Source organism: Terriglobus roseus, from assembly GCF_900105625.1.
Classification (GTDB): domain Bacteria; phylum Acidobacteriota; class Terriglobia; order Terriglobales; family Acidobacteriaceae; genus Terriglobus; species Terriglobus roseus_B.
On record NZ_FNSD01000001.1, the window covers coordinates 3577222 to 3601954 of the forward strand.

The following is a 24733-nucleotide window of genomic DNA, read 5'->3' on the forward strand; positions in this document are numbered from 1 at the left end:
GGGAAGACTCATCTAATCTAGTAAGAAGACATGGCACCCACACCCAGCAAGGACTACTACGGCGCGCTTGGCATCAAGAAGACTGCCACGACGGATGAGATCCGGAAGGCCTTCCGCAAGCTCGCGCGCAAGTATCACCCGGATGTGAATCCGAACGACAAGAAGTCCGAGGAGAAGTTCAAAGAAATCTCTGAGGCCAACGATGTCCTGAGCGACGAGAAGAAGCGCAAGATCTACGATCAGCTCGGCTTCTACTCTGACAACATCGACCCTGCGCAAGCGGAGGCCGCGGCGCGTGGCGGCTACGGCGGTGGCGCGAATTACGGCGCGGGCCCATCCGCGGACGCTGGCGGCGTGCCGTTTGATTTTGGCGGCTTCGACTTTAGTGGCGGAGCCTCGCAACAGGGCGGCGGTGGCTTTGGCTCGTCCTTCCGCGATATCTTCGGCGGCATGTTCAATGGTGGCGCCGCGGGCGGAAGGCAGCAGGCGCAGCGTGGCCCACGTGCCGGCACCGATCTGGAATACCAGGTCGAAGTCGATTTCTGGACCGCGATTCGCGGTGGCACGACGCGCATTGAGATCACGCGGCAGGAGCCGTGCGGGACATGCAAGGGCGCGGGGGTGGTGGGACCACCGCAAAGCTGTCCTCAATGCAACGGCACCGGCCAGGTCACGCAGATGAACGGCCGCATGAAGTTCAACGTGCAGTGCCCGCGCTGCGGCGGTTCGGGCCGTATCCAGCAGGGATGCCCCACATGCCACGGCGAAGGTACCGTGACACGCCGCGACTCGCTTGAGTTCCGTATCAAGCCCGGCACGCGCGACGGTCAGCGCATCCGTTTGGCAGGCAAGGGCAATGCCGGCAGTATGGGCGCGCCCGCCGGTGACCTGTACCTCATCATCAAGGCGGGATCGCATCCCGTCTTCACGCGAACGGCTGACGACATCCGTGTGACGGTGCCCGTCATGGCCTTCGAAGCGGCGCTTGGGACGAAGATCGACGTACCTACTATCGACGGTCGTGCGCAGTTGAAGATCCCGCCTGGCACACAGACCGGGCAGAAGCTGCGCCTGCGTGAGAAGGGTGTCCCTTCGGCTGCAACGGAAGGTCTGCGTGGCGACCAGATCGTCGAAGTGCAGATCGTTGTGCCGAAGATCCAGGATGAGCGTTCGAAGGAGATTCTGCGCGAGTTGGCGAAGCTGAATCCGGAAGACCCACGCGAAGCGATGTTCTCGAGGGTCTAGCAAGGCAGGGTGCCCGATTCCTGCGCAAGGTTCGCGCAGGAATCGGGCACCCTATCTGTTGCTATTGCTTTGCTTCGATCTCGGCGCCCGTCGTGGTATCGCGGTTGCCGTTGGCCGCGGGCAGGCCGAGGTGATTCACCGCTGCAGCGAACTGTTGTGAGAAGTTCGGAGCGAGCCCGACCGCGCGCGCACCCAGCCATGCCTGCGGCGTAATGGTGATCTCCGCCTTACCGGCGACGGTGGCTGCAAAGATCTTGCGAGCTGCGGCGCGCGCACTGATAGAGACCAATGGAGCCTCTGCTCCAAATTTGAACCACGCATATTCTTTCTCCGCATTGCCGGCGAACTTGACCCCGCTCTCGGCACCCGTGCGCATCAGACCCGGGCAGACTGTCGTAACGCGGATGCCTTTGTGCCGCAGCTCGGCATGAAGACCTTCGCTGAAGCCCACCAGCGCAAACTTGCTGGCAACATAGGGCAGCATGTGCGGCACGGCGATCTTGCCGCCTACGCTGGCAATGTTCACAATGTTGCCCGAACCACGCTGCAGCATGTGCGGCACCACCGCCTGGATGGCATAGAGGGCGCCGAAGAAGTTGATGTCCATCGCCTTGTGGAAGGCCTCGGTGGTCATATCCTCAAAGGGCGCAACCTGCATGACAGCGGCACAATTTATCAGCACATCCACGCGACCGAAGCGTTCCATTGCGCTTGCGATGGCGCGCTCGCAGTCTTCCTGCCTGGAGACGTCTGCGACGACAATGTGGGCTGCAGCGCCATTGGGGATAGCACCCTCCGCCTGCAGTTTGCCCAGCGCATTGCGCAGTTCCTCTTCGTTGCGTGAAACCAGGACAAGGTGTCCGCCGCCGAGACCGAACTGCCTCGCGATCTCCAGTCCCAGGCCTCGGCTACCGCCCATCACAACGACGATCTTGCCGCACATCGCAGTGGCTCGCTGCTTCGCTTTATAGGCCTCGTTCGCTGTGATCGCTGCGCCCAGCAGGCCCAATGCGATGGATGTCTCCGTGCGATAGCCGCGCGCCGTGCGCTTGGCTGCCCACCATGTGGCCTTTGTGCCTAACGTTAAAACCTTTGCGATCATGCTTAGTAGGACGCACGATGAAGACGCGGCTGTTGCTGCATCGGCAAAACGATTCCTGTCCTGACAAAGTAGGTGACTGTGCACCACGAGTACAGCCTGTTCGAAGAAGTGCCGGACCCGGTGACGTTCTGCCAGCTTCGGGTTGATGCCGGCATGTCGCCGCGCAGCATCGAGGCCGCTACTGCGGGATTGCCGCGAACGATCTTTGGTGTCCTCGTAAGACATGCGGGCAAAGTGGTGGGGATGGGACGCGTTGTCGGAGACGGAGGGCTTTGTTTTCAGGTCTCGGATATTGCGGTGCATCCCGATCATCAGGCGCGCGGTCTGGGCAAAGCGCTGGTGAGTCGCATCGTGGCATATCTTCATGAAAACGTTCCCGCCGGGTCATTCGTCAATCTCCTGGCGGATGGTGAGGCTCACAGGCTCTATGCGCAATTCGGTTTTCGTCCCACTGCACCGGGTTCGATCGGCATGGACCTGGTCATTGATCGAACGACACGGGCAGCCAAACCAGTAAGATAGGGCAGAGCAAACGCTATGGCTACCAAGCGACGCAGCAAAGGCGCCTACATGATCTCTGCCGTGGCAGAGATGTACGCCATTCATCCGCAGACGTTGCGGCTGTATGAGCGTGAAGGACTTCTGCGCCCATCGCGGTCTGAGGGCAACACGCGCCTGTATACCGACGAAGACCTGGAGCGGCTGGAGTTCATCCTGAATCTGGCGCGCGATCTTGGCGTGAATATTGCCGGGATCGCCATCATCCTGCAGATGCGGGAACGCATGGAGCAGATGAACAGCGACATGCAGAACTTCGTCAGCTACATGCGGGACGAGATGTTGAGCCGCATGCAGCAACCGCCACGGTCCGAGGCGGGACTGGTGCCGATGAAACGCACCGTCGTGGTTGGTAAGACGGTCCGCAAGCGTTGATCATGTGTCACCTGATGCTTGCTGCCGCCACTCCCATGCACCTGGGCGATGTGCTTTTCTGGACCGCCGTTCTCGGGACCGTGACATCGCTCGTCTTCTGCGGCCTTGCGCTTGCGGCGGCGCTACGCTTCCATCGCCGCCGAGTAGTCTCACTTCGTACTCCCGCGACCTTTACTCCGCCCATCAGCCTGCTGAAGCCATTGCACGGCACGCAGCCTGGTCTGGAGACGAGCATTGAAAGTTTCTTTCAGCAGGACTATCCGGCGCCCTATGAGATTCTCTTCTGCGCGCGCCACCTTCAGGATGAGGGCATCCAGCTCGCGCATTCGATTGCGCAGCGCTATCCGAATCAGCCGGTACGGTATTTCGCCTGTGGCGAGCCGCTGTACCCCAACCCCAAGATGTTCTCACTGGGTGTGATGAGTGAGGGCGCGGCCTACCCGCACCTGGTAACAAGCGACGCCGATGCACGCGTGTCTCCGGACTACCTGCTGCAGTGTGTCCAGGCGCTTGCACCGGGTCACACCGTCAAGGGAAGACAGGTTGAACTGGCATCGTGCCTTTACATCGGTCACGTGGACAAGGGTGGCCTCTTCACACGACTCGACGCCGTCGGGAAGACGGTCGAAATGGGGTCCGGCGTGCTGGTCGCCGACATGCTCAGCGGCACAGATTTCGCGCTGGGCGTGACCATGGTTCTCCAGAAAAGGACCTTCGCCGATGGTGGCGGTTATGCCGATCTTGGAAATCACTGGGCGGAGGACTTCGTGCTGGGCAATCGGCTCGCTCACGCGGGCCGTGGCGTGGAGATGTCCACGCATGTGATCAAGCTGATTGTGGCGGACCAAGGTGTGGTCCGGTCGTTTCGCGATCAACTGCGGTGGATGCAGAGCACGCGGCGCTCGCGGCCCGCGGGACATCTTGGAACAGGATTGACGTTTGCCATGCCATTTGGTCTGCTCGGATTTGCAGTGGAGGCGGCGCGAGCGCATTGGGGCGCAGCGTTTGCGTTCCTTGCCATTGCAATCGTCAACCGTATGCTGCAGGCGTTTACCATGCTGCGCGTGCTGGGCGCTGAGGACGTGGCATTTCAGACGCTGATCTATCCACTGCGCGACCTGCTGGGATTCATCGTCTGGTGCAGCAGCTATCTGCCCGCGGACACCAGCTATCACGGCACCAGGTTCCGCATCATGCCGGACGGCACGTTGAAGGCGGACGGAGCGCAGCCTTAGACCTTGAGCATGCCGCGAAACCCCCTGGCGCGATAGAACGACTGTGGCGTGTTGTGATACACAAACACGCGACCGAAGCGGCGATCTCCAAAGATGCCTCCACCCAGTTTCGCGACCTCTGAGGGTGTCTTGAGCCAGCTCTGGGATTTGGTGTCGAAGCTTCCCAGAGACTGCAGCAGCCCGTAGTGTTCTTCATCCAGCACCTCAATTCCCATCTCTGCGGCCATGCCAAGCGCGCTGCCTGAAACGGGAAGGCCTTCGTCCCTTCTTTTCTCGTAACCCCTGGGGTCGTAGCAGATGTTTCTGCGTCCCTCCGGGCTCTCCGCCGAGCAATCGCAGAAGATGTACTGCGCGGAGTCCGCGTCCTGGCCGATGACATCAGGCTCTCCGCCCGAAGCTTCCATCGCGCTCAGGGACCGCAACGCTTCCGGCTGGGCTTCGAGTCTTACCTGGACATCGGCCCAGCTGAGTCCTTTGTGGCGCGCCTCATGCTTTGTAAAACGATCTTTCAGGATCGCGAGGAGTGCGTCCTGTTGCTTCTTCGAAAGCTTTCCTGCGGGCACGGCTCCGTCCTCTGACCGCGTCATTCTCCGAGGTGCATCGCAACGCCGTCAGGCAATGGAATATCACCCCGACATCGCACAGGCAACGGCAAACTTCTCCCGCCTCAGGGCTTGTTGGTGAGAATCATCTTGCCTCCGGAGGAGGCGAAGATGCGCACCGGCGCGAATCTCTGCAGGTCCGCGATGCGCGGCTTCTCATAGGTCAGCAGGTACACGCGTTGCGGGCTCGCCCATGCGCGGTGCAGGCTGGCCTCGTCTTCGAAGATGTGTGGCGCGTCGGGCCAAAACGAACCAAACCACGGTCCGTTGACGCGGCCATTCACCAGTTGCAGCGGGTGCCGTGTGTAGAAGAGGATCGTCGATCCGCTGGTGAGTTCTCCGTCCAGCATAACGGCGTCCTCCGGCTTTACCACCGTGGCCAGCTGCGTCCCCAATCCCTTCGATCCAATGATGGGATAGAAGCGTGCAAGGCCGGCGTGCACGCACAACAGGACACCGCACATGCTGACGGCGAGCACGGAATTCGCGGTACGTTCGCGATTGGCATTGCGCCGGTTGCCGTTTCGGCGCAGCCACCAGGCGATGGGCCCAACGCCGAGCATGCAGACAGCCATGCCCAGCAAGGGTGCGCGGAAGAAGCCCATGGCGCGGGTCGTCAGGTCATGCAGATGGCCGAGGGCCAGGTTGTACTGGTCGGGATTGCTTGTGAGCAGTTGCGAAATGTCGGCACCCGCTGGTGCTGACGGCGAGATGATGCCGAAGACGCCGCAGATGACGGCGATCACCGTGCAGAGTGGCAGCAGGAACCATGTGCTGGCGCGAAGAATGTTGCGTCGCAATCCTGCATCGCCATGCTCTGCACCGGCGACGACACCACCAGCCATCAGCGCCAGCGCGGGGAGCGCAGGCAGCGAGTAATACTCCTGCCGCGAGGAGAGTGTGAAGAAGCCAAGCACCATGCCGCTCCACAGCAATACTGTCAGTGCGGCCTGCTTGCGCTTGCTGTTGTCCAGGGAGCGGTCGCGCCACAGCCGCGCATACTGCGTCCATGCTGCGGGCAGGAAAGCAACCCACGGCATGAGCCACAGGAAGAACATCAGCCAGAAGAGCGGGATGGGCACCTGGCCGTAGTCATGCGGAATGCGCAGGCCGCGGAACCGCATGAAGTGCTCATTGATGATGTAGAACCAGAACCATCCAGCGTGCTCCGGGAGGCCGGTGCCTGCGGGCATGGCGATGGCAGGATTCCGTAATGCGGCAAGCACGTGCCACGGCAGAGCGATCGCTGCAAACATGGCCAGCGCGCTGAAGAGGGGCAGGCTCACCATGCGGCGCGTCTGCTTGGTCAGCAGTGCGTACAGCACCACGAAGCCGATGGGAAAGACGATTCCGATCAGGCCCTTCGTCAACAGATTGAGCGCCATCACTGCGGCGAAGGCCAATGTTGCCCAACGTGCCGCAGTGGCCTTTCCCGCCTGCGCGTGGTCGAGTGCGATGAGGAACAAGTGCACGCCAAGCGTCATCCACAGAGCGTTAAGGATGTCCGGAATGTAGAAGCGTGTGAAGAGGTACGGGCCCAGGCTGGTCGCCATGGCGAGCGCTGCGTAGAAGCCTCCTCGCTCGCCGAATAACCTGCGGCCCAGGGCATAGACGGCGAGGAAGAGTCCGAGTACCGCGAGGGACAGCGGCAGACGTGCGGCCCAGTCATAGGGGCCAAAGATCTTCATGCCGGCGGCTGCCATCCAGTACATCAGGGGTGGCTTGTCAAAGAAGCGTATGCCGTCGACGTAGGGCGTGACGTAGTCGTGGCGCTGCAGCATCTCGCGCGCCACTTCAATATAGATGCTGTCGACATCATCGAGCAGGCCGGGGGTAAACAGGCAGCCGAGGTGCAGCACAAGCCACACACAAACCAGGACCGCGAGAGAGCGGCGGCGGAGTTGTCGAGCGGGCGCGGTGGTGATGGGTGATTCGAGGCTGGAAGAAAAGGACATCAGTGCCTTCATCTGTACGGCAACAGACGTGTGGTGCGCAAGTCGATCCTGTGTGTGAGGTTAATTCTGCGGATGCAACGGACGATCCGTGATGAGAGCCTTGCCGGAGACTTCGGACATGATGATCCCGCGTGTGCCCAGCAGCCGGTCCACGACCTGGCGCTTCTCCTCCGGCACAAACAAGACCTTGCGCGGACCTTTCCCCCAGTTGCCGGTGAGGTCGGCGTTGGAAAGGAAGATGGGCGGCGCGTCCTGGAACGTCGATCCGAACCACATGGACGTCGAGCGTCCTTCCACAAGGGGCACGATGCGTCCGGTGTAGAAGGGCAGTGTGGAGCCATATGCCTGGTCGCCATAAAGCATCAACTGTGTGCCTGGCTCGATCACACCACTGTGTTCCGCAGCTATGTAGGTATCTGCCAGCGCAGCGGAAGACAGCATGGGTGCGAAACGAATCAGCGCGATATGTGCGGCAATCAGGAAAACGCCGGAGGTGAGCGCGACCGCAATGGTGCTCTGCACGGCCTGACCGCGACGGCGGAGGAACCACGCCAGCGTTGGCCCAATCGCGAAGACTACCGCAGCCAGCGCGGCGGGCAGTCGCAGTGCGGCGAAGGACGGTCCCGTGAGATCGAAGAAGTGGGACATGGACAGCGTGTAGTCGCCCACACCACGGTGAGCCAGCAGCGCGCCGATATCCGAGACGTAGGGCAGATGGCGAGAACTCCATAGGCCCGAGGCGAGTGTCGCCGCAATGGCCAGTCCAAGCACTGCGAATGCCGCGTGGGCAGCGGTGAGCCAGCCACGAACGCGTGCATGCCGCTCAGCCGCAGTCAGTCCTGCTGCGGTCAGTACGGCAAGCGGCAGGTAGGCCGGGAACGTGTAGTACTCCTGGTTGGTCGAGATCGAAAAGAACACCAGGATCAACGCTGCGAAGCTGGTCAGTAGCAGGAGCGTGCGGCCTTCATAGGTATGCCGCAGGCCCGAAAAACGGCCACGGCGCAGCCACGCAACAGCAAAGCCGGCCGGGAAGAAGAGGCTCCATGGGAAGAGCCATGCCAGGTGCAGCAGCCAGTACAGGCCACCCGGCAGTTTGTTGTAGTCATGCGGGATGCGGCGACCCAGGAAACGCATGAAGTGTTCATTGACAAAGTAGAACCAGAAGAAGCCATGGCCGCCGTACGCGCCGGTGTTCCGCAACCCCGCAAGGATGTGCCAGGGGGCTGCGATGGCCAGGAACAGCAGCGTGCCGGTGACCAGTCGAAGCTCGCGCCAGCGCCTCCACTCAGCCATGATCGTGGCATAGAGCATCAGCGCGCCGCCAACGAAGACGATGGCGATCAATCCCTTGGTAAGCACTGCAAGGGCGAGGAATGCCCATGCCGCGTAGATGTGTCTAGGACTTCTTTCTTCGAGGCCTCGCTGTACGGCATAGAGCGTGGCCGCGAGAAACAGGCTCAGCAGCACTTCCGGGATGAAAACGCGCGTAAAGAGGAAGACGCCGACCGACGTAAGGACCATCAGTCCCGCATACAGCGCGGTGCGTTCGTTCCACGCACGGCGCGCCCAGCGGTACGCCAGCAGTGCCAGTAACAGGACGCCCAACGCCTGGGGCAGATGGACAGCGAACGCATTGAAGCCAAAGATTCGGAAGACCCCGGCCACAAGCCAGTAGGGCAGTGGCGCTTTTTCCAGGTACCGAATGCCATCGACGCGCAGGGTAACGAAGTCGTGCGTCAGAAGAATGTTGCGCGCGGCACTCGCATGCGTGGCGTCGGCATCATCCAGCAGCGGTGGAGCAAAGAGCGCTGCTGCGTAGACTGCAATCCAGAGAACAACCAGAAGAAGCACATGCCTGCGGGCGGGCGTGGAGCTGGCCGCAGCCGTCACCGCCGGGGTCGATGCTATCTGTGCGGTGCTGGACATTCTGTTGGTTCGACGCCTCGCGATGCTTTCTGTGTACAGCATGAAGATGCAATGTCGTACGCGAAGTTTCATGCTGATTCGCGTCATAGCTACATCGTGTAGAGTGCAGATGTTGCACCCGGAAGCGCCGGCGGAGGTCGCCGTACACCCAGTGCAGGAGGAAGCGTTGCCCACTTTTGCAGCAATCGACATCGGGTCCAATTCTTGCCGGCTCGCCATTGCCACGGTGGAACAGCACAAAGTAAAGGGATTCCACGAGGACAGAGAAGTTGTCCGCCTGGGCGACAGTGTCTTCGAAACGGGTGAAATCTCCCCCGATGCGATGGCCAACACCATCCGCGCGCTGAAGCGATTTCAGAAGTCTGTGCAGGCGCAGCCTGTGGATCGTGTGCGTGTTGTCGCGACGTCCGCCATGCGCGATGCGCGCAATGCCGCCGCCTTTATTGCCTGGGTGAAGTCCGCGACCGGATGGGTTGTCGAGGTCATCTCTGGTCTTGAAGAGGGGCGTCTGATCCACTTGGGCGTGGTCACGCATGAGCCCGGAGCCCGAGGCCGCTGTGTCCTCATCGACCTTGGGGGCGGATCGTGCGAGGTCACCCTGTCCGATGGCGGACGCATTCAGAGCATGGTTTCACTGCCGCTTGGTTCCGTGCGTCTGCAGCAGGAGTTCCTGCACAACGACCCGCCAACGGCCGATCAGCAGAGCCAGCTCCACAGCTACATCGATCGCGAGATGCGCAAGCTGGAACGCAAGATGGGAAAGCCTGGCGCGCCGCTGGTGATTGCAACCTCCGGTGCGGCAGCTGCCCTGGCAGAGGCGAGCAAGCACCCAAGCATGTTGCCAAAGGCACTCGCCAAAGCTGCCAAGATGGTGAAGAAATCGACCATCGCACGGCGCGTCTCCACGAAGATCGTCCCACTGGAGACGGATACGGCTTCCGTTCGCCGCCTGGCCAACAAACTCGTCAAGATGAAGAACAGCGAGCGCCTTGTGATTCCGGGCATTGGACCGAAGCGCAGCGAGATCATCATTGGCGGCGCGTTCGTATATGCCGACATCCTGGAGCGACTGCACCTCAAGGGATTCCGCTACTCACCGCTGGGTCTACGCGACGGCATCCTCGCGCAGATGCTCTCGGACTCAGACGAGCGTGCGTCGGTCCATAAGGCTGTCGAGCAGGAGCGGTGGGAGGGCGTGCTTGAGGTCTGCCGCCGTTACAACATCGATCCCAAGCGTGCCGACTCGGTACGCGCGGATGCGGTGCGACTCTTCGACGCTACCGAGCGCGTGCATGGTCTGCCTGAGGAGTATCGCGAGCTTCTGAGTGCCGCAGCCATGATGAACGAGGTGGGCAAGTTCATGAACCACCAGGGCCATCACCGGCACACGCAGTACATCATCGAGAACTCAGAGATCTTCGGCTTCTCATCCGGTGAGCGTACGACCATGAGCGCCATCGCACGTTACCTGGGCAAGAGTCGTCCAGACCCGATGGATCGCCCCATGCGCAGCATTCCCGTGGAAGAGCATTCGAATGTCGGTCGCGCCATTGTGCTGCTGCGACTGGCCGTAGCGCTCAATCAGAACCGTGCGACAGAAGCGCTGCAGGTAGCAGTTCGCGTATATCCCAAGCGCGTGCTGGTAGAGCTTCACGCCGGCAAGAACGGCGCCGAGCTGGAGCGCTGGATGTTGAAGAAGGAAGCCGCTTACTTCCGGGAGATCTTCCGGCGCGACCTGATCGTCGAGTTGGCGTAGAGCGTACGCACCACGCGCGGATCCAGCATCCACTGCAGCGTGGCGGCGCCGCGCTCAAGGTTCAGCCTTGCAATGCCGCCCTTACGCAGGCGGACGCTGGCTGGCGGCCGGCTCGCGGTGGTCGGCTGCGCGGGCTGCATCAGCAGACCCAGGTACTGCACAAGGTTGGGACTGTGCCCGACGACGAGCAGTGACTCGTGCCCGGCGCATTCCACCAGCAGCTTCTCGAACTGTGCGAAGGTGGCGGATGGTGCAAGCGCGTCCGATAGAAGAATCTTCTGCTCGTAGCCGGTCTCCGTGCCGACGAGTGACGCGGTCTGCAGGCTGCGCTTGAGTGGACTGCTGACGATGAGGTCGAAGCTCACATTCATCGATGACAGGGTATTGCCCAGGAGCAGGCAGTCGCGCTTGCCTGCCTTATCCAGCGGGCGCTTCACGTCCAGCACGGGGTTGGAACGCCGCTGGCCAGCCGATGCATGTCGAAGCATGTAGAGATTCATCACCTACGATTCTAGCGGTTCCGGCCGTACCTCACAGCGCCACAGCTCGGCCGTAAGCAAGCCGCCCAGCATTACGGTCTGATCCTGCAAGACCAGTCCGTATGCCGACAGGGCGCTTCGATAGTCCGGCAGTTGTTGTGCCCTCAGGCCCGTAAGCAAGCGAAAGCTGAGGTAGAGACCGCGCACGACGATCCACGCGGGGAGCCGCATCGCACCGCGTGTTGGCACTGCAAACTCTGAGATGATCCACCGCGCATCCGCGGTCATGCGGGGGCGTACGTCTGCCACGAGCCGCTTCACCTCTTCGGTCGTGAGGCAGTCGAGGAAGAAGTGTGTCGTGATCAGGTCGAAGTGCTCTCCTCGGAGCACATCCGGCATGCCTTGCGAAAGATCGGCGACGTATGTTGCGAGCAGGTTGTCAGCGAAAGCACAGCGTGATCGAAGCAGCGCGAGCATCGCTGCGCTGCTGTCGACGGCTACGACTCGTCTGGCTTTTGGAGGCCGCGTCTCCTGGGCGAGACTTGGATCACCCGCTTTGGAACTGGGCGCACCGTGATCGACCAGTGCGCGTAGCAAGCGTTCTGCGAAGCGGCCGTCGCCATCGCCCAGCAGCAGGGCATGTCGCGTGCTGGCGAGTTGCGGCAGGAAGTAAAATCGGCACCGCTCGAGTGCGCGGCCGAAGGAAAGGTATTCCATCCACCGGTAGGGCCTTGAAAGGCGATCGAAGCCGCTCATCGAGAGAGCAGATGCAGCAATGGCCAGGTGAGCACTGGTGTGAGGAGTGCCGCATCCGCCAGCGCACGAAGATGTACAGGATTCCAATGCCGACACAACCTGTCCAGTAAAGCCAGCGCAATGCAGGCCAGGGCAAGGGGCACGGCGATTGCCGCTAAATGCATTGCAAGCAGACTTATGCCTGCAACGGCTGCGAGTGCGAGGCAGGCGATCTGCAGATGCTGCGATGCCCACGCAGTGCCGGCATCCATCGCAGTCCTTGGCGTGCTCTCCCATCGCGCAAGAGCGGCGCAGTTCAGCCAGCACAGCGCCCCGAAGAGCACCATTGCGACGATCGTCACAGCCGGTGGATCAACGAGCAACGCCGGCATGAAACAGGTGACTGCGAAGAAGATGCCGACCAGATGTTCCTTCGGCACGCGTGGCAGGCGCCATGCGTGCACTGCCGCGACATAACCAGCAAGGGGTAACGCCTGCAGCATCCATGCGAGGCGAAGCGTTCCGGGCATCAGGATCAGCAAAAACGCCAACACTGGGACCGCGCCCAGCATGGCGCCAAGGAAGGCATGGCGGTGGACCTGGTGAAAGTGGTGGCGCTCGCGCAGATCGGTACCGCGTGCTGCGTCGGCCACGCGGTCTGCCGCATAGAGCATCCAGACCGCAACCGCAAGAGCTGCCGGCGCTGTCCAGGGCAATGCCACACCGAAGCAGCGTGCCAGATAGACAGTCCAGATCGCAGCGACTGTGGGTGCATCCAGGCTCAGCAGATGCCAAAGGGCAAGCGGTGACCGCGCCTTCGAACCCGTCTGCTGCGCGGCGATAAGTGCGGTTGCCACACTTCAAGTCTACCGAGAGCTGTGGATTTACCGGGGAAGTCGATGCCGACGTTTAGCGCCCGTCGGCATCGGGACCCCGCAAAGACATCAGGCCTGAGGCTGCCATGCCGATGTCTTCAGATCGGCGAACAGGCAGTCTTCCGCCTCCATTTCGGCCAATCGGGCGGCATCGGTCTCTGCGAGCGATCCATTGGCCAGGAAGGATTCCCATGCCGCATGGGTCGCAGAGAAACTCTCAGCGTGGTATGCAAATCGCTTCTCCGCATAGTCTCGAGCGGCGCCCGTAGTGATCAGTGTCGGCCAGTCGCTGGATTCCATCAGCAGCAACTCACGGCACATCTGTCGCGCAATGCGCTCGCCCGTTCCGCCGTCGGTCCATGCGGCCTGTCGTGACGCAGCACGCACCGAAAGCTCCGCGGCGTACATGCGAGCCAGCAGGGAGGTGGTGTCGCCGTTGAGCCAGACGCTGTTGTCTCCGTTGGCTCCCCATGAACCTTCCGGCATGCGTATGCGCCCGTCCGTGCCGAATTCTTCGAGGTATGCAGCGCAGGTTGTGGGCCGGACTCCATGCTTGCCATCCGCCAGTACGCGCGCCACGTTTTCAAGGAACAGCATGCCTTCGTGCCACCAGTGGCCGAAGAGCTCCAGGTCAAACGGAGCGCACATCAGGGGCGGTGTGCCGTCCACCGTCGGTTGGGAGCGCAGCGTCTCCGCGACCATCTCCACGAAGTGCTCGGCGTGGGCGCGGCTGCGTTCCATGGCAGCTTCGGGGTAGTAGGGCTCCTTCGACTCCATGCCAAGACCGGCGCCGGTGACTCGCCAGTAACGATGGCCACCGGGCCACCGCTTCTTGTGGAAGTCGAGATAGTGAAAGTCGCCGGGATAGCCGTTCTGCGCGCTCCAAACCTGTACGGCAGTGAGAGGATCACGCGCGAAGACGGCGACGTCGCTCGCATCGATGCGGTAGGGCCGGTAAAGCGACTTCGCGTCGGTCGTCGGCGTGATTGCGACGGGCTTGCCTGCGCGGTCTGCCGGCGGCAACTTCTCCGCACCTTCCACGAGGTGGGTGTCGACAAAGGTGAAGCGCAGACCAGCTTCTGCCAGTGCCGTCTCAACGCCCACACGAGCGCGCGCAGGCTCAATCTTCGCGTCGCCCGCAGGAGCTACGGGGAACCGCCACAGACCCGCCGGACGGTATCCACACTCAGGCAGCCATACGCCTTGCGGAACGGTGCCAAGGTGCCGCTGATGTGCCCGCACCGCTGTCTGGAACTGGCCGCGGATGCTCTCATCGGTGCCCAGCAGCGGCGCGTAGCCGTGCGTCGCGGCAGAGGTCAGCAGATGCATGGAACCGGTCGCCTCTGCCTGCCGAAAACCAGCGATGAGGTCGCCTCCAAGGGCGTTGAGGTCATCAAGCGCGTCCTGGAAGAAGCGCTCCCAATGCTGGGCCAGGTAGAGCAGATGTTGTTCGTCGGCCTGCTCGAAGAACGCCGCATCTTCGCGGGCTGATGTGATCTTGCGCTGAAGGTAGTTGGGTAGCTCTGCGAGAAAGTCGGGGTGTGCGAGTTGCTCCAGCAGAACGGGAGAGACGCTGACGTTCAGGCAGAGGGGGATGCTCTCGGCATGCAGATGGCGGGCAGTGCGCAGCAGTGGCAGATAGGTCTCCGCTGCGGCCTCCAGCAGCCACTCCAAACCGTGGGGCCAGGTGCCATGATGCAGAACATAAGGCAGGTGCGCGTGCAGGACAAAGCTGAAAAATCCGGCGCTAGCCGGCAGGGAATTCTTCATGCGAACTTAAGTCTCTTGGTCACACCGGCGCCCTGCGGGGATTGGGCTACTTGTGACGGGTAGGGGCCCGAACGAAAGCTGCGCGGGCGGTTCAGAGGGAAATGTTAGCACTGCGAAGGAACAGTTGTCGTATTGCACTGTGTCGCGCAGGGACGGCCAGGAACGACAAAACGGGCCGGTGCGATGGGCACCGGCCCGTCTCGTGACTGCGCGAATCCTACTGGCGATCCTGCAAGGAAGGCGCGCCGTTGTATCCGCCTGCATGGGTCGAGGTGCGCACCGCGACCGAATTGGTGATGACGAAGCGCACGACAGATTCACTGGGAATCTGCACCTGCTGGCCGCGCGTGACGGCGTTGATACCCGCGCCGGTTCCGCCACCGGCAGCCGCGCCGATGGCCGCTCCTTTGCCGCCACCGAAGATGCCGCCGAGGACTGCGCCCGCCGCGGCTCCGACGCCGGTCTTCACGGCCGTGTTCTTTCCGCGGCCCTTACCTTCCACGCTGTACGGCTGCGTGGCCAGGGAGATGCGTTCGCCCCGGGCGTTCACACCGGTCAGTTCTACGGTCAGCAGTGAGGAGCCGCTGAAGTGACCTGCCTCGTGAACCTCGGTGACGCGACCCGTAACGGCGGAACCGCGCGGGATGATCAGCATGTCGTCCTGGACGATGTCGGTCGCGATCGCGCCCGTGAAGGTCTCGCCTGGCTGCGTGGTGGCGGAGTCGAGCGTCTGCGTCACGCGGACGGGAAGCGTGCTGCCGGCAGGGAGTGTCACCACACGTGCGACGGGCGGTGGCGGCGGCGCGGGCTGCTGTTGCTGTGGCGGCGGTGGCGGCTGCACACGGGCAATCGGCGCCGGTTGCTGTTGCTGAGGAGGTGGCGGCGTGTAGCGAGGCGGAGGCGGAGGAGCAGCAGCACGCACGCGCTCGCGAGGCGGCGGAACCGTTTGAACGGGAGCCACCGGCAGCGGTGTCGTCGCGGCCGCCGTGACGGGGGCTGTTGCCGCGCTTACCGTGATGTTGTTGATGACCTGTGTGACACCGGATACCGCCGCGGCGTCATTGGCCGCGAGACTGCGCGCGGCGGCATTGCTTACCGCTCCGGTCAAGGTCACGGCACCGCCCTGCGAGATGACCTGGACAGGTTCTGTCGCAAGTGCGCTATCGGAGGCGATGCGCTGCTGAACCTGCGAGGTCAGTGTGGCATCGTCCACCACGGGAGCCGTCTTCTTGCAACCCACGGCGCCTGTCATCATGACTGCCGCGAGGGCAAGTGCCGTCCCTCGCGATGCCTTCCTCATTGCCATTGTGTGCTTCATATCATCCCTTCGTTGCATCGGTTTCCGGATGCCGCGGTCTGGGCTGCCGGCTACCGACATGACTCGCTCTCATAAGACGTGTATCGGGCGTATGTCGTTACTGCAGCTACCGATACTCTCCCACCTGCCGCCTTATGCGGCAACCAGAATCCGATGGGCCGCATCCGTCCTGATAGGTGCGGCGAAGTCCCTGCGGCCTGCTTCCGTAAGATGAAGCGGGCGGCTCCGATGACAAAGCCGGCACAGCAGTGCACGGCCGTCCGTGCTCCGGTTTTTGAAGTTCACATTCGTTCCACAGGAGAAAACGAGATGGCAGACGAAAGCTCGATCAGCGGTCTGGGATGGTTCCTTGCAGGACTCGGCATTGGTGCCCTGGCCGGCGTTCTGTATGCGCCGAAGAGCGGCCGCGAGACCCGTGACGAACTGGCTGCACAAGCCAAGGACGCGAAAGAGAAGGCTGACCAGTACGTCGGTCAGACCAAGGACCAGGTCAATGAGTACGTTGATAAGGGCCGTGAGTACTACGACAAGGGCCGCACCCAGTGGAGCCAGTACGTCGACAAGGGCAAGGATTTCGTAGCCCAGCAGCAGGATAAGGTTGCGTCTGCTGTCGATGCCGGCAAGCAGATCTACCAGGAAAAGGTCGAAAGCCAGACCTACTAAGTTCCTTTTGATACAGAGGCCCGCGATGTTTTGTCGCGGGCCTCAGTATGTTTCAGGTCAGCTCGCGCCGGCTGATAGGCTTGCATTCACTCGCGCGAACGACCAAGACGATTTGCGCTACACGAAAGAGCCGCTGCCATGACTGAGTCGCAATTTCACTACCTGCTGATCTTTATCGGAATCATCGCGCTCGGCGCAGTGATCCAGGGCATTGCATTGCTGGCGCTCGGACTCGCCGGCGCCAAGCTGCTGAAGCAGGTCGCAGAACTGACCGCAGAAGCAAAGGGAAAAGTCTACCCATTGCTTGAGAGCGTGCAGAACATCACCGAGAAGGTAAACGACATCTCGCAGGTAGCGCGCGATGTTGCCATCGACACGGCACCCAAGATCCGTCGCGTCACGACCAACATCGCTGAGACGAGCGACGTCTACCGTGCGAAGCTGGCCGAGGTCGACTCGTTGATTACGGACACTACCGGCAAGGCGCGTCGCCAGAGCGATCGCGTCGACGGCATGGTGACCGATGTGCTCGATAAGACGACCGAGGTGACGCACACCGTCGCGCACGCGATCATGGTTCCGGTGCGGCAGATGGCCGGCCTGGTCAGCGGAGCGAAGGTAGGCATTGAGGCGCTGATCGCAAACTTTTCGGCCAAGCCTAAGACGCCCAAACCCGTGGCCTTTGAGGGCGAAAGCGTCTACACCGGCTACGAAGACGACTATCACGCGTAAACTTCACGCCTGAGCTTGAAAAAGGGGATGCGCGTTGCGCATCCCCTTTTAATTGTCTAGGAATCGCGACGCTAAACCAGCCAGCCGCCGCCGACCACCACATCGCCTTCAAAGAACATGGCTGCCTGGCCTGGCGTAATGGCGCGCTGTGGCTCGTCGAACAGGATTGCAACGCGACCGCCCTCCATCGGCTTGATGGTGGCTTCTGCGGGCTGATGACGATGGCGTACCTTAGCCTGCACGCGCATGGGGCCACGCAGTGCTTCGATGCTGATCCAGTTCACGCGGTCGGCAACGCCGTGGCGCGTATGCAGTTCCGGCTCCTGCCCCACCACGATGCGATTGGTCGCGGGCTCAATACCCAGAACGTAAAACGGCTCAGCATGGTGCTTGTGCAGCTGCTGTTGCACACCCTTGTGCTGACCGACGGTGAAGCTGTGGATACCCTCATGCGAGCCGACGACTTCACCGTCTGCCGTGACCATCTCACCCTTGGTCTCGGGCATCGTGCGGCCCTGCTCCTGCAGATATGCCGACAGGAATGCCTTGTAATCGCCGCCGGGAATGAAGCAGATCTCCTGCGAGTCAGGCTTGTGCGCGACGCGCAGGTTGTGCTCCTCCGCCATGGCGCGCACGGCGGGCTTTACCATCTCGCCCAGCGGGAAGAGCGTGCGGCTGAGCTGTTCCTGCGTGAGGCCGAAGAGGAAGTAAGTCTGGTCCTTCGAACGGTCGGCGGGGCGCAGCAGCAGCCAGCGGCCGCGTGCTTCGTCGTATGCGACACGCGCGTAGTGGCCAGTAGCAACGCGCTCCGCACCAATGCCGCGCGCGGTCTTTAGCAACTCGTCGAACTTCAGATGGTTGTTGCACAGCGTACATGGGATGGGCGTGCGGCCGGCCAGGTACTCGCTGACAAACGGCTGCACCACGTCCTGCTCAAAGCGCCGCTGTTGATTGACGACATAGTAGGGGATGCCAAGCTGCTCGGCGACGCGGCGGGCATCGTAGACATCGTCCAGCGAGCAGCAGCGGCCGGTAACCTGTTCCGGGATGCCGCCCTTGCCCGCGAGTCGCCGCTGATCCCATAACTGCAGCGTCAGGCCTACCAGCGTGTGACCCTCCATCTGCAGCAGTGCGGCTACCGCAGACGAGTCGACGCCACCGCTCATCGCGACCGCGATGGTGCTCGCAACATCCGGAGCCATTGGCGCGGCAGCGGAAGCGGCGTTCGTCGGAATGTCGATCGCAGCGATCATCAACCTTTATTTTCGCAGGTTTCGCAAATCCGGGTGGATGGCTTACCTGGAATCAGAGGGAGCGAAAGCGCGTTACGGCTGCCATGAGGATTGCCGTGGCTGCCTCGACATCCTCCTCGGTGCTCATACGAGACAGCGAAAACCGAACGCTGCTGCGGGCATCCGCTTCGTCCAGTCCCATGGCGCGCAGCACGTGCGAGGGTTCGATCGCGCCGCTCTGGCAGGCGGATCCACCGCTGATGGCCAGCCCTTGCAGATCGAGTGCGATGACGAGTTCCTCGGCGTTCACGCCGGCGAAGCGCAGGGATGCGGTATTCGGCAGGCGGTCAACATGCTCGCTGTTTACGGCCATTCTGGCGATGCGTTCGCGCAGGGAACTTTCAAGCCGGTCGCGCAGCGTCTGAAGCCGCTGCATTCCGCCCTCGAAAAGCCAGGTGCGGGTCATCGCTGCGGCGGTTCCAAAGCCGACGATGCCCGGAACATTCTCAGTGCCCGCGCGACGCTGGCGCTCGTGGCTGCCGCCGTGCAACATCGGCCGCAGCGTCAGGCCGCTGCGCATCCACAGGGCGCCCACACCTTGCGGGCCATGCATCTTGTGTGCGGACAGGCTCAACAGGTCGCAGCCCAGCGACTTCACATCCACGGGGATTTTGCCACCGGCCTGTACGGCATCCGTGTGCAACAGCGCACCCGCCGCATGGACGATGTCAGCGATGGCACGTATCGGCTGTATGGCTCCTGTCTCATTGTTCGCGAGCATAACGCTCACCAGCTTCGTGTTGTCGCGCAGCAACGCGGAGACAGCGCCAGGATCGACCACGCCACGGGCATCGCATGGAACACGTGAGACGATTACTCCTGTTGCTTCCAGCGCGTCCGCCGCGTGCAGCACGGCATCATGCTCGATGGCGCTGACGATCAGGTGATCCCCCAGATGCAGCGTGCCGAAGAGAGCGAGATTGTCGCTCTCCGTGCCGCCGCTGGTGAACGTAATTTCGCTGGCCTTGCCACCGATGAGCGCGGCTATCTGTTCGCGTGCACCGTCGATCGCTCCACGCGCACCCCGGCCAAAGCCATGCACGGCGCTGGCATTGCCAAAACGGTCGGACCAGAACGGTTCCATCGCGGCCACCACCTCCGGCAGCACGGGCGTGGTCGCGTTGGCGTCCATGTAGATACGGCGCATCGTTTGATTCTATTGGGCGGCGGATGACGAAATGAAATCAGCGAGATCTCGGCAGCCGCTGCGGACTGCGCAGCAGGAACGTGAACGCGAAGCCGACCGTATCTTCGTGCAGGCGGAAGCCGTGGCTGTAGAAGCCCGACCACATGGCGTGCGGCGCCACGGGTACGTCAAGGGACAGATTGACACCGTTGTCCTCAGCGAGACCGCTGTTGGTCTGTACCGTGGCCTGGCCTGGCCTGCCGCTGCGCGGATCGGTCTGGAAGACGGTCTGCGATCCCAGCGGCAGTTGCTCGTAGCCCTCCAGGTAGATGGTGGAGGCTCGCGGCAACTCCAGGCTGACGCCTGCGCCCAGGTTAAAAAGGTTTCCCCGCGAAGTCTGGGAGCGCTGCAGCCGCTGGTTCTGCAGACGGCTGGTGGTTCCAATGCCCACATCGATATAAGGCGCCAGGAACGCATCTGACTGCACGTGATCGGTGAAGTTGTAGGTCACCTTGCCTGCGCCGATGCCATCCTCGGACGATCCGGTGGGTGCCGATAGCGATCCGGTCAGCGTGTTGCCGAAGCTGCCTGCCTTGCCCATGTCGAAGTGCTTCGAACTCCAGTGCGCGGCCATTACGGTGTCTCCCGGGACGCCGTGACGAATATCCGTGAGGCGGGTGAAGGACGGAGCCTGGCCGGGAATCGTCGTATCGACCGTGTGTTGCGATCGCAGGTAGAGAAAGATGGGCGCGGATACGTCTGCGCTGAAGTAGCGGTTGAAGCGATAGGCGAGACTCGGCGTAAGTACGTTCGCCCAGCCGGTCACGGTATCGAACTGCGAACTGGTGATGATGCTGGCGTTGAAGCCGCTGCGAAAGGGGATGATGCCGGACGGGCCCAGGCTGCTGGCGACAGCCAGCGCCAGCTCATCGTCAGACATTGCGTGCCTCGTCTCTGCGGTCGTGGCGGATGGATCCTGCTGCGCGAAGCACGGTGACGCAGCCACACACAGCAGCAATGCCATGGCTGGAGTCCAACATCGAGAGAAACAGAAAGGCCCTGACCGCATCAGCGTAAGCCTATCGGTCAGGGCGATCTATGGCAATCAGGTGAGCGGCGATGCTCAGGAGCGTGCGCTCACCGGGATGTACGGTGCGGGATAAGCCGGGCCGGTGTAGTCGGCGCGCGGGCGGATCAGGCGATTGTTATCGTGCTGCTCAATCACGTGGGCAGCCCATCCGGAGATGCGGCTGACGGCGAAGATCGGTGTGAACAGATCCATGTCAATACCCAGCGTCGTGTAGGTCGATGCGGAGTAGAAGTCAACGTTGGCGTTCAGCTTCTTTTCGCCCTTCACGAAGCCTTCGATCTTCTCACTCATCTCGTACCACTTCGCATTGCCGGCGGCAGTGCCAAGGTCCTTCGACATACGCCGCAGGTGCGTTGCGCGAGGGTCTTCCGTCTTGTACACACGGTGGCCGAAGCCGGAGATCTTCTCCTTACGAGCCAGCAGATCGCGGACATACGTGACGGGATCCGCACCGGCAGCGTCGATCTGGTACAGCAGCTTCATGACAGCTTCGTTCGCGCCGCCGTGTAGTGGTCCTTTGAGCGCGCCGATGGCGCCCGTAATAGCAGAGTGGACATCGCTCAGAGTCGCTGCGATCACGCGCGCGGCAAAGGTGGATGCATTCAGTTCGTGGTCCGCGTGCAGGATCAGCGCCACGTCAAACGCGCGCTCTGCTTCATGAATCGGCTTGACGCCGTTCAGCATGTAGAGGAAATTGCCGGCGTGGCTCAACGACAGATCCGGCTGGACGATGTCCTTGCCCTTGCGGATGCGGTCGAAGTAGGCCACGATCATGGCGATCTGGCTGGTCAGGCGAAAGCTCTTGCGGACGTTGGCGTCGTGGCTGCTGTCTGCGTCATCCGCGTCGGTCATGCTCAACAGGCTGACCGTGGTGCGCAGGACTTCCATCACACTTGCATCCTTGGGCAGGCTCTTCAGAAAGTCGAGGACACTCGCGTCCATGATGCGGGAGGCGGCAAGGGTCTTCTTGAAGTCTGCGAGTTCTGCTGCAGTCGGCAACTTGCCGAACCATAGAAGGTAGGTACTTTCTTCGAAGGTCGACTTCGCCGCGAGTTCGTGGATATCGATGCCGCGGTAGGAAAGAACACCCGCGTCGCCATCGATCCAGCAGATTCCGGAGGTAGTTGCGACAACGCCTTCAAGCCCGCGAGGGGCAACTGCCTGCGACATGTGTGGGGTGCTCCTGATGCGAAGAAGGATAAGCCTATAAAACGCGTTTATAGCGGATGGATTGTGCGGTTGTCATCACGCTTGCGCGAATATCGCCTTCGCCCCCTGTCGCTCCTAGGAAACTACCGTGTCAAAGCGGTCCGGGCGAAAGGCCGTGAGTTCCACCGACGTCTCCATGCCCAGCATCAGTTGCATCATCAGGTGCGCCGTTGCGGGCGCCAGCAAGATGCCGTTACGGAAGTGTCCCGCCGCCACAAACGCGCGCGCATCCGTCTGACCCAGAATGGGAAGGTGGTCCGGCGTGTCGGGTCGCAGTCCTGCCCAGCTTGCAAGTTCCGGAGCGTTGGCGAGTGCCGGCAACAGATCGGCTGCTTCCGCGCGAAGATGCCGTAGGTCCGGCTCGTAGACGCTGCGGTCGAACTGCGCATCTTCAACGGTGGCGCCAACGACCACGGAACCATCCAGCCGCGGCACGAGGTAGACCCCCTTCGTGCGAATCACGACGTTTCCTACGGTTCCGGAAGCTAACGCACCGGGTGCGTGTACGCGCAGCATCTGACCCTTCGCGGGAGAGACCGCTGCGCTCCATGCGCCGGAGCAATCCAGGAACGTACCGGCGTGAATCGTCCCGTCCGGCACGCGAACATTGATGCTGGCGCCGCTCTGGTAGGCGGCGCGTACGGGAGAGTTTTCGATGACGACCACACCGGCAGCGGTTGCTGCGGCTCGTAGCGCGGGTACCAGCTTGCGAGGGTCCACGCTCGTCTCGGGCAGTCGTCGATAGCCTGCACCCTGCAGCGCCGGCAGCATGGCGCAATGATGCCGCCAGCCCGCTGCGGCTTCCAGCGTCCAGTGCGTTTCAAAGGGCACGCGCAGACCGGTGAGCGTCTCGATGCGATCGAGCAGCGCTGGGTAGAGCGCCACGCTGAGGTCGGCCATGGGGGAGAGCTGTCGCGGATTGGAGGGATCGTGCGCAGCCAGCATGCCAGCCGCCGCCCAGGACGCCTCGCGACCCGCGCTGCCTCGTTCAACCACAACTACCTGGAGGCCGCATTCCTGCAGCTCCAGTGCGCAGGTCAGCCCCGTGATACCCGCACCCGCGATCACTACGTCCGGAGAATGCATGCGTCTATTCTAAGTTTGCTTTCGTAACCCCGCTCGGACATGCGCGGACGCTGTGCGCCGTTCTTCATGCCGAGTGATTTCTGGAGGATCTGATGAACGATCTACGCTCGACCCAATATGTGGAAGTCGAGAAGAAGCCGTCGCCCCTGCTTCTCGGCACGGCAGTCGCCGCGGTGCTGCTTGCCATCGGCGGCCTCATCTGGTCGTTCCTGTTGCAGGGCCGTCTCAACAAGGCGGAGCAGCAGCTGGCAGCGCAGCAGCAGGCTGCGACGTCCTTGCAGTCACGCCTGTTGGCGTCGGATGCTCGTGCTCGGGCTGCGTCAGAGACGTTCGCACAGCGCCTGGGAACAACACAGGCACAGCTCGATGCGCGCACACAGACGATCCTGGCGAAGCAGCAGGCGGACGCAGCCCGCCTGGCCAACTCGCAGCAGGCGGCCGAGCAGCGGATCAACACCGAAGTCTCTGCCGTGAAGACGGATGTCGGCAGCGTGAAGTCGGATCTGGGCTCGACCAAGACGGACGTCGGCAGCGTGAAGGCAGATCTCGCAGACACCAAGTCACAGCTCCAGCGCACCATCGGTGACGCCGGTGTCATGAGCGGCCTGATCGCTCGCAACTCGACTGAGCTCGAAGAGCTGAAGCATAAGGGCGATCGCACCTACTACGAGTTCAATCTGCAGAAGAACGCACCGCCGACGCTGCTCTCAAGCATCAAGCTGCAGTTGAAGAAGGTGGACGCGAAAAAGGGTAAGTTCACGCTGGCTCTGAACGCAGACGACAAGGTCGTTGAGAAGAAGGACAAGACCCTGCTGGAGCCGGTGCAGTTCTACAGCGGCAAAAGTCCCGCGCTCTTTGAGATCGTTGTGAACAGCGTGGATAAGAACAATGTGAAGGGCTACTTGTCCGTACCGAAGGGCCAGTAAGTCGGCCGCAGCAGCCTGCCAATCCGTGCCCCATACCTGCGTTGCTCCATCGCGCCGGTGTGGGGCCTTCGCACGATGTCCTGAGGATGACCCACTCAGCTACTTCGGCAGGGGCACGGTCACGCGGTCCTGATGGTAGAAATCGATACTCACCTCTGCGGATTTGCGCTTGTCCCACACGGCTTGCGGCACGTTAAAAGCAAACACGACATAGCCACCGGCTGTCGCACCGGGAGCGATTGATTCCACGCTCTGCAACGGTGTCGGGCCTGCTGTATCGACGGCCGGCTTCATCTTCGGAAACATCGCGGCGAGCCGCGGCAGATCGGCCTTTTCAATTGCCGTTGCCTGCATCACCGAGCCGTCTTCCATGGTGAAGCTACCGTTGATGGACTTCACAAACAGCGGGACTTCCGTGTGGTCCGTGAGGACGACATTGGGGATGACATAGGTCACGTCCTCCGTCTGGTCGTCGCCAACGAGGATGCCACTCCCGCGCGCGTACACCGTATGCACAGGGAAGACGCCAACGCGGTCGACGGTGCCGGTCACTTCCTTGTGCAGATAAACCTTCGCGAACCACGCGCCGCCTGCCGCAAGCAGTGCCAGCGCGATCAGCACGGGGATCAGCATGCTGCGCTGCTTTCCTTCAGCGCCATTCAGTCGAATCTCAGCCAT

General features: G+C 62.0%; 22 protein-coding genes and 1 pseudogene. 8 read left to right on the forward strand and 15 right to left on the reverse strand.

Annotation, left to right across the window (positions count from 1 at the left end):
• The first annotated feature begins 30 nt into the window (after positions 1–30).
• The gene (locus BLW03_RS14890) at positions 31–1245 is read left to right on the forward strand and encodes a DnaJ C-terminal domain-containing protein (RefSeq protein ID WP_074654771.1); all 1215 of its coding nucleotides are present in this window, start codon (positions 31–33) and stop codon (positions 1243–1245) included.
• Positions 1246–1306: 61 nt separating this feature from the next.
• Here the strand turns inward: BLW03_RS14890 and BLW03_RS14895 are convergent, their stop codons facing one another.
• The gene (locus BLW03_RS14895; protein WP_074654772.1) at positions 1307–2347 is read right to left on the reverse strand and encodes an SDR family NAD(P)-dependent oxidoreductase; all 1041 of its coding nucleotides are present in this window, start codon (positions 2345–2347) and stop codon (positions 1307–1309) included.
• A 78-nt stretch (positions 2348–2425) separates the two neighbouring features.
• Between BLW03_RS14895 and BLW03_RS14900 the strand changes: the two genes are divergently transcribed.
• The 3 genes from BLW03_RS14900 to BLW03_RS14910 are packed head-to-tail and all read left to right on the forward strand — an operon-like array spanning position 2426 to position 4515.
• Positions 2426–2869 carry a GNAT family N-acetyltransferase gene (locus BLW03_RS14900; protein ID WP_074656050.1) on the forward strand — a complete coding sequence of 148 codons (444 nt, stop codon included), beginning with the start codon at positions 2426–2428 and terminating at the stop codon, positions 2867–2869.
• Between the two features lie 15 nt (positions 2870–2884).
• Entirely contained in the window at positions 2885–3280 is a 396-nt protein-coding gene (locus BLW03_RS14905) for a MerR family transcriptional regulator (RefSeq protein ID WP_074654773.1), read from the forward strand.
• A gap of 14 nt (positions 3281–3294) precedes the next feature.
• On the forward strand, positions 3295–4515 hold the full coding sequence (locus BLW03_RS14910) for a glycosyltransferase (RefSeq protein WP_244502105.1): 1221 nt from the start codon (positions 3295–3297) through the stop codon (positions 4513–4515).
• Here the strand turns inward: BLW03_RS14910 and BLW03_RS14915 are convergent.
• The 3 genes and pseudogenes from BLW03_RS14915 to BLW03_RS14925 form a co-directional block, all read right to left on the reverse strand.
• A complete protein-coding gene (locus BLW03_RS14915) occupies positions 4512–5078 on the reverse strand; it encodes a DUF4256 domain-containing protein (RefSeq protein ID WP_212733205.1) in 567 nt (188 codons plus the stop codon). The genes BLW03_RS14910 and BLW03_RS14915 overlap by 4 nt on opposite strands.
• A gap of 1286 nt (positions 5079–6364) precedes the next feature.
• A pseudogene (locus tag BLW03_RS21365) lies at positions 6365–7084 on the reverse strand (ArnT family glycosyltransferase); the annotation flags it as partial.
• Between the two features lie 48 nt (positions 7085–7132).
• A complete protein-coding gene (locus BLW03_RS14925; RefSeq protein ID WP_074654776.1) occupies positions 7133–8998 on the reverse strand; it encodes an ArnT family glycosyltransferase in 1866 nt (621 codons plus the stop codon).
• 166 nt (positions 8999–9164) lie between these two features.
• On the opposite strand from BLW03_RS14925, the gene BLW03_RS14930 reads away from it, so the two are divergent.
• A complete protein-coding gene (locus tag BLW03_RS14930) occupies positions 9165–10754 on the forward strand; it encodes a Ppx/GppA phosphatase family protein (RefSeq protein WP_074656052.1) in 1590 nt (529 codons plus the stop codon).
• Here the strand turns inward: BLW03_RS14930 and BLW03_RS14935 are convergent.
• The 5 genes from BLW03_RS14935 to BLW03_RS14955 form a co-directional block, all read right to left on the reverse strand.
• Complete coding sequence (locus BLW03_RS14935) at positions 10706–11254, reverse strand: SixA phosphatase family protein (RefSeq protein WP_074654777.1); 549 nt, start codon at positions 11252–11254, stop codon at positions 10706–10708. The genes BLW03_RS14930 and BLW03_RS14935 overlap by 49 nt on opposite strands.
• 3 nt (positions 11255–11257) lie before the next feature.
• The gene (locus tag BLW03_RS14940; RefSeq protein ID WP_074654778.1) at positions 11258–11989 is read right to left on the reverse strand and encodes a class I SAM-dependent methyltransferase; all 732 of its coding nucleotides are present in this window, start codon (positions 11987–11989) and stop codon (positions 11258–11260) included.
• Entirely contained in the window at positions 11986–12825 is an 840-nt protein-coding gene (locus tag BLW03_RS14945; RefSeq protein ID WP_074654779.1) for a hypothetical protein, read from the reverse strand. Before BLW03_RS14945 ends, BLW03_RS14940 begins: the two co-directional genes overlap by 4 nt.
• An 87-nt stretch (positions 12826–12912) precedes the next feature.
• Positions 12913–14613 carry a glycoside hydrolase family 57 protein gene (locus BLW03_RS14950; protein WP_074654780.1) on the reverse strand — a complete coding sequence of 567 codons (1701 nt, stop codon included), beginning with the start codon at positions 14611–14613 and terminating at the stop codon, positions 12913–12915.
• Positions 14614–14830: 217 nt separating this feature from the next.
• Positions 14831–15913 (reverse strand): BON domain-containing protein, encoded by a 1083-nt coding sequence (locus tag BLW03_RS14955; RefSeq protein ID WP_244502107.1) that lies wholly within the window; start codon positions 15911–15913, stop codon positions 14831–14833.
• Between the two features lie 327 nt (positions 15914–16240).
• Here BLW03_RS14955 and BLW03_RS14960 point away from each other — a divergent pair, with 327 nt between their 5' ends.
• Together BLW03_RS14960 and BLW03_RS14965 are read left to right on the forward strand one after the other, a co-directional pair.
• Positions 16241–16594 carry a YtxH domain-containing protein gene (locus BLW03_RS14960; RefSeq protein ID WP_074656053.1) on the forward strand — a complete coding sequence of 118 codons (354 nt, stop codon included), beginning with the start codon at positions 16241–16243 and terminating at the stop codon, positions 16592–16594.
• 138 nt (positions 16595–16732) lie between these two features.
• The gene (locus BLW03_RS14965; RefSeq protein ID WP_074654782.1) at positions 16733–17326 is read left to right on the forward strand and encodes a hypothetical protein; all 594 of its coding nucleotides are present in this window, start codon (positions 16733–16735) and stop codon (positions 17324–17326) included.
• 71 nt (positions 17327–17397) lie between these two features.
• Here the strand turns inward: BLW03_RS14965 and mnmA are convergent, their stop codons facing one another.
• From mnmA to BLW03_RS14990, 5 genes are all read right to left on the reverse strand, one after another.
• Entirely contained in the window at positions 17398–18528 is a 1131-nt protein-coding gene (mnmA, locus tag BLW03_RS14970; RefSeq protein WP_074656054.1) for a tRNA 2-thiouridine(34) synthase MnmA, read from the reverse strand.
• Positions 18529–18631: 103 nt separating this feature from the next.
• Complete coding sequence (locus BLW03_RS14975; RefSeq protein ID WP_074654783.1) at positions 18632–19765, reverse strand: cysteine desulfurase family protein; 1134 nt, start codon at positions 19763–19765, stop codon at positions 18632–18634.
• A 37-nt stretch (positions 19766–19802) separates the two neighbouring features.
• Positions 19803–20768: a hypothetical protein gene (locus BLW03_RS14980; RefSeq protein WP_212733206.1), complete on the reverse strand. Its 966-nt coding sequence runs from the start codon at positions 20766–20768 to the stop codon at positions 19803–19805.
• A 99-nt stretch (positions 20769–20867) separates the two neighbouring features.
• Positions 20868–22004 (reverse strand): citrate synthase, encoded by a 1137-nt coding sequence (locus tag BLW03_RS14985; RefSeq protein WP_074654785.1) that lies wholly within the window; start codon positions 22002–22004, stop codon positions 20868–20870.
• Between the two features lie 114 nt (positions 22005–22118).
• On the reverse strand, positions 22119–23129 hold the full coding sequence (locus BLW03_RS14990; RefSeq protein ID WP_074654786.1) for an NAD(P)/FAD-dependent oxidoreductase: 1011 nt from the start codon (positions 23127–23129) through the stop codon (positions 22119–22121).
• A gap of 92 nt (positions 23130–23221) precedes the next feature.
• On the opposite strand from BLW03_RS14990, the gene BLW03_RS14995 reads away from it, so the two are divergent.
• Positions 23222–24055 carry a hypothetical protein gene (locus tag BLW03_RS14995; protein WP_074654787.1) on the forward strand — a complete coding sequence of 278 codons (834 nt, stop codon included), beginning with the start codon at positions 23222–23224 and terminating at the stop codon, positions 24053–24055.
• A gap of 99 nt (positions 24056–24154) precedes the next feature.
• Here BLW03_RS14995 and BLW03_RS15000 read toward each other — a convergent pair whose 3' ends face one another.
• Positions 24155–24733, reverse strand: coding sequence for a hypothetical protein (locus tag BLW03_RS15000; RefSeq protein WP_074654788.1), 579 nt, complete (start codon positions 24731–24733; stop codon positions 24155–24157).

Excerpts from the sequence above, each read along its gene's own strand:
- BLW03_RS14890 (WP_074654771.1), top strand. The coding sequence starts at position 31 with ATGGCACCCACACCCAGCAAGGACTACTACGGCGCGCTTGGCATCAAG.
- BLW03_RS14895 (WP_074654772.1), bottom strand. The coding sequence starts at position 2,347 with ATGATCGCAAAGGTTTTAACGTTAGGCACAAAGGCCACATGGTGGGCA.
- BLW03_RS14905 (WP_074654773.1), top strand. The coding sequence starts at position 2,885 with ATGGCTACCAAGCGACGCAGCAAAGGCGCCTACATGATCTCTGCCGTG.
- BLW03_RS14910 (WP_244502105.1), top strand. The coding sequence starts at position 3,295 with ATGCTTGCTGCCGCCACTCCCATGCACCTGGGCGATGTGCTTTTCTGG.
- BLW03_RS14925 (WP_074654776.1), bottom strand. The coding sequence starts at position 8,998 with ATGTCCAGCACCGCACAGATAGCATCGACCCCGGCGGTGACGGCTGCG.
- BLW03_RS14935 (WP_074654777.1), bottom strand. The coding sequence starts at position 11,254 with ATGAATCTCTACATGCTTCGACATGCATCGGCTGGCCAGCGGCGTTCC.
- BLW03_RS14940 (WP_074654778.1), bottom strand. The coding sequence starts at position 11,989 with ATGAGCGGCTTCGATCGCCTTTCAAGGCCCTACCGGTGGATGGAATAC.
- BLW03_RS14950 (WP_074654780.1), bottom strand. The coding sequence starts at position 14,613 with ATGAAGAATTCCCTGCCGGCTAGCGCCGGATTTTTCAGCTTTGTCCTG.
- BLW03_RS14955 (WP_244502107.1), bottom strand. The coding sequence starts at position 15,913 with ATGAGGAAGGCATCGCGAGGGACGGCACTTGCCCTCGCGGCAGTCATG.
- BLW03_RS14960 (WP_074656053.1), top strand. The coding sequence starts at position 16,241 with ATGGCAGACGAAAGCTCGATCAGCGGTCTGGGATGGTTCCTTGCAGGA.
- BLW03_RS14965 (WP_074654782.1), top strand. The coding sequence starts at position 16,733 with ATGACTGAGTCGCAATTTCACTACCTGCTGATCTTTATCGGAATCATC.
- mnmA (WP_074656054.1), bottom strand. The coding sequence starts at position 18,528 with ATGGCTCCGGATGTTGCGAGCACCATCGCGGTCGCGATGAGCGGTGGC.
- BLW03_RS14975 (WP_074654783.1), bottom strand. The coding sequence starts at position 19,765 with ATGCGCCGTATCTACATGGACGCCAACGCGACCACGCCCGTGCTGCCG.
- BLW03_RS14980 (WP_212733206.1), bottom strand. The coding sequence starts at position 20,768 with ATGGCATTGCTGCTGTGTGTGGCTGCGTCACCGTGCTTCGCGCAGCAG.
- BLW03_RS14985 (WP_074654785.1), bottom strand. The coding sequence starts at position 22,004 with ATGTCGCAGGCAGTTGCCCCTCGCGGGCTTGAAGGCGTTGTCGCAACT.
- BLW03_RS14990 (WP_074654786.1), bottom strand. The coding sequence starts at position 23,129 with ATGCATTCTCCGGACGTAGTGATCGCGGGTGCGGGTATCACGGGGCTG.
- BLW03_RS14995 (WP_074654787.1), top strand. The coding sequence starts at position 23,222 with ATGAACGATCTACGCTCGACCCAATATGTGGAAGTCGAGAAGAAGCCG.
- BLW03_RS15000 (WP_074654788.1), bottom strand. The coding sequence starts at position 24,733 with ATGGCTGAGATTCGACTGAATGGCGCTGAAGGAAAGCAGCGCAGCATG.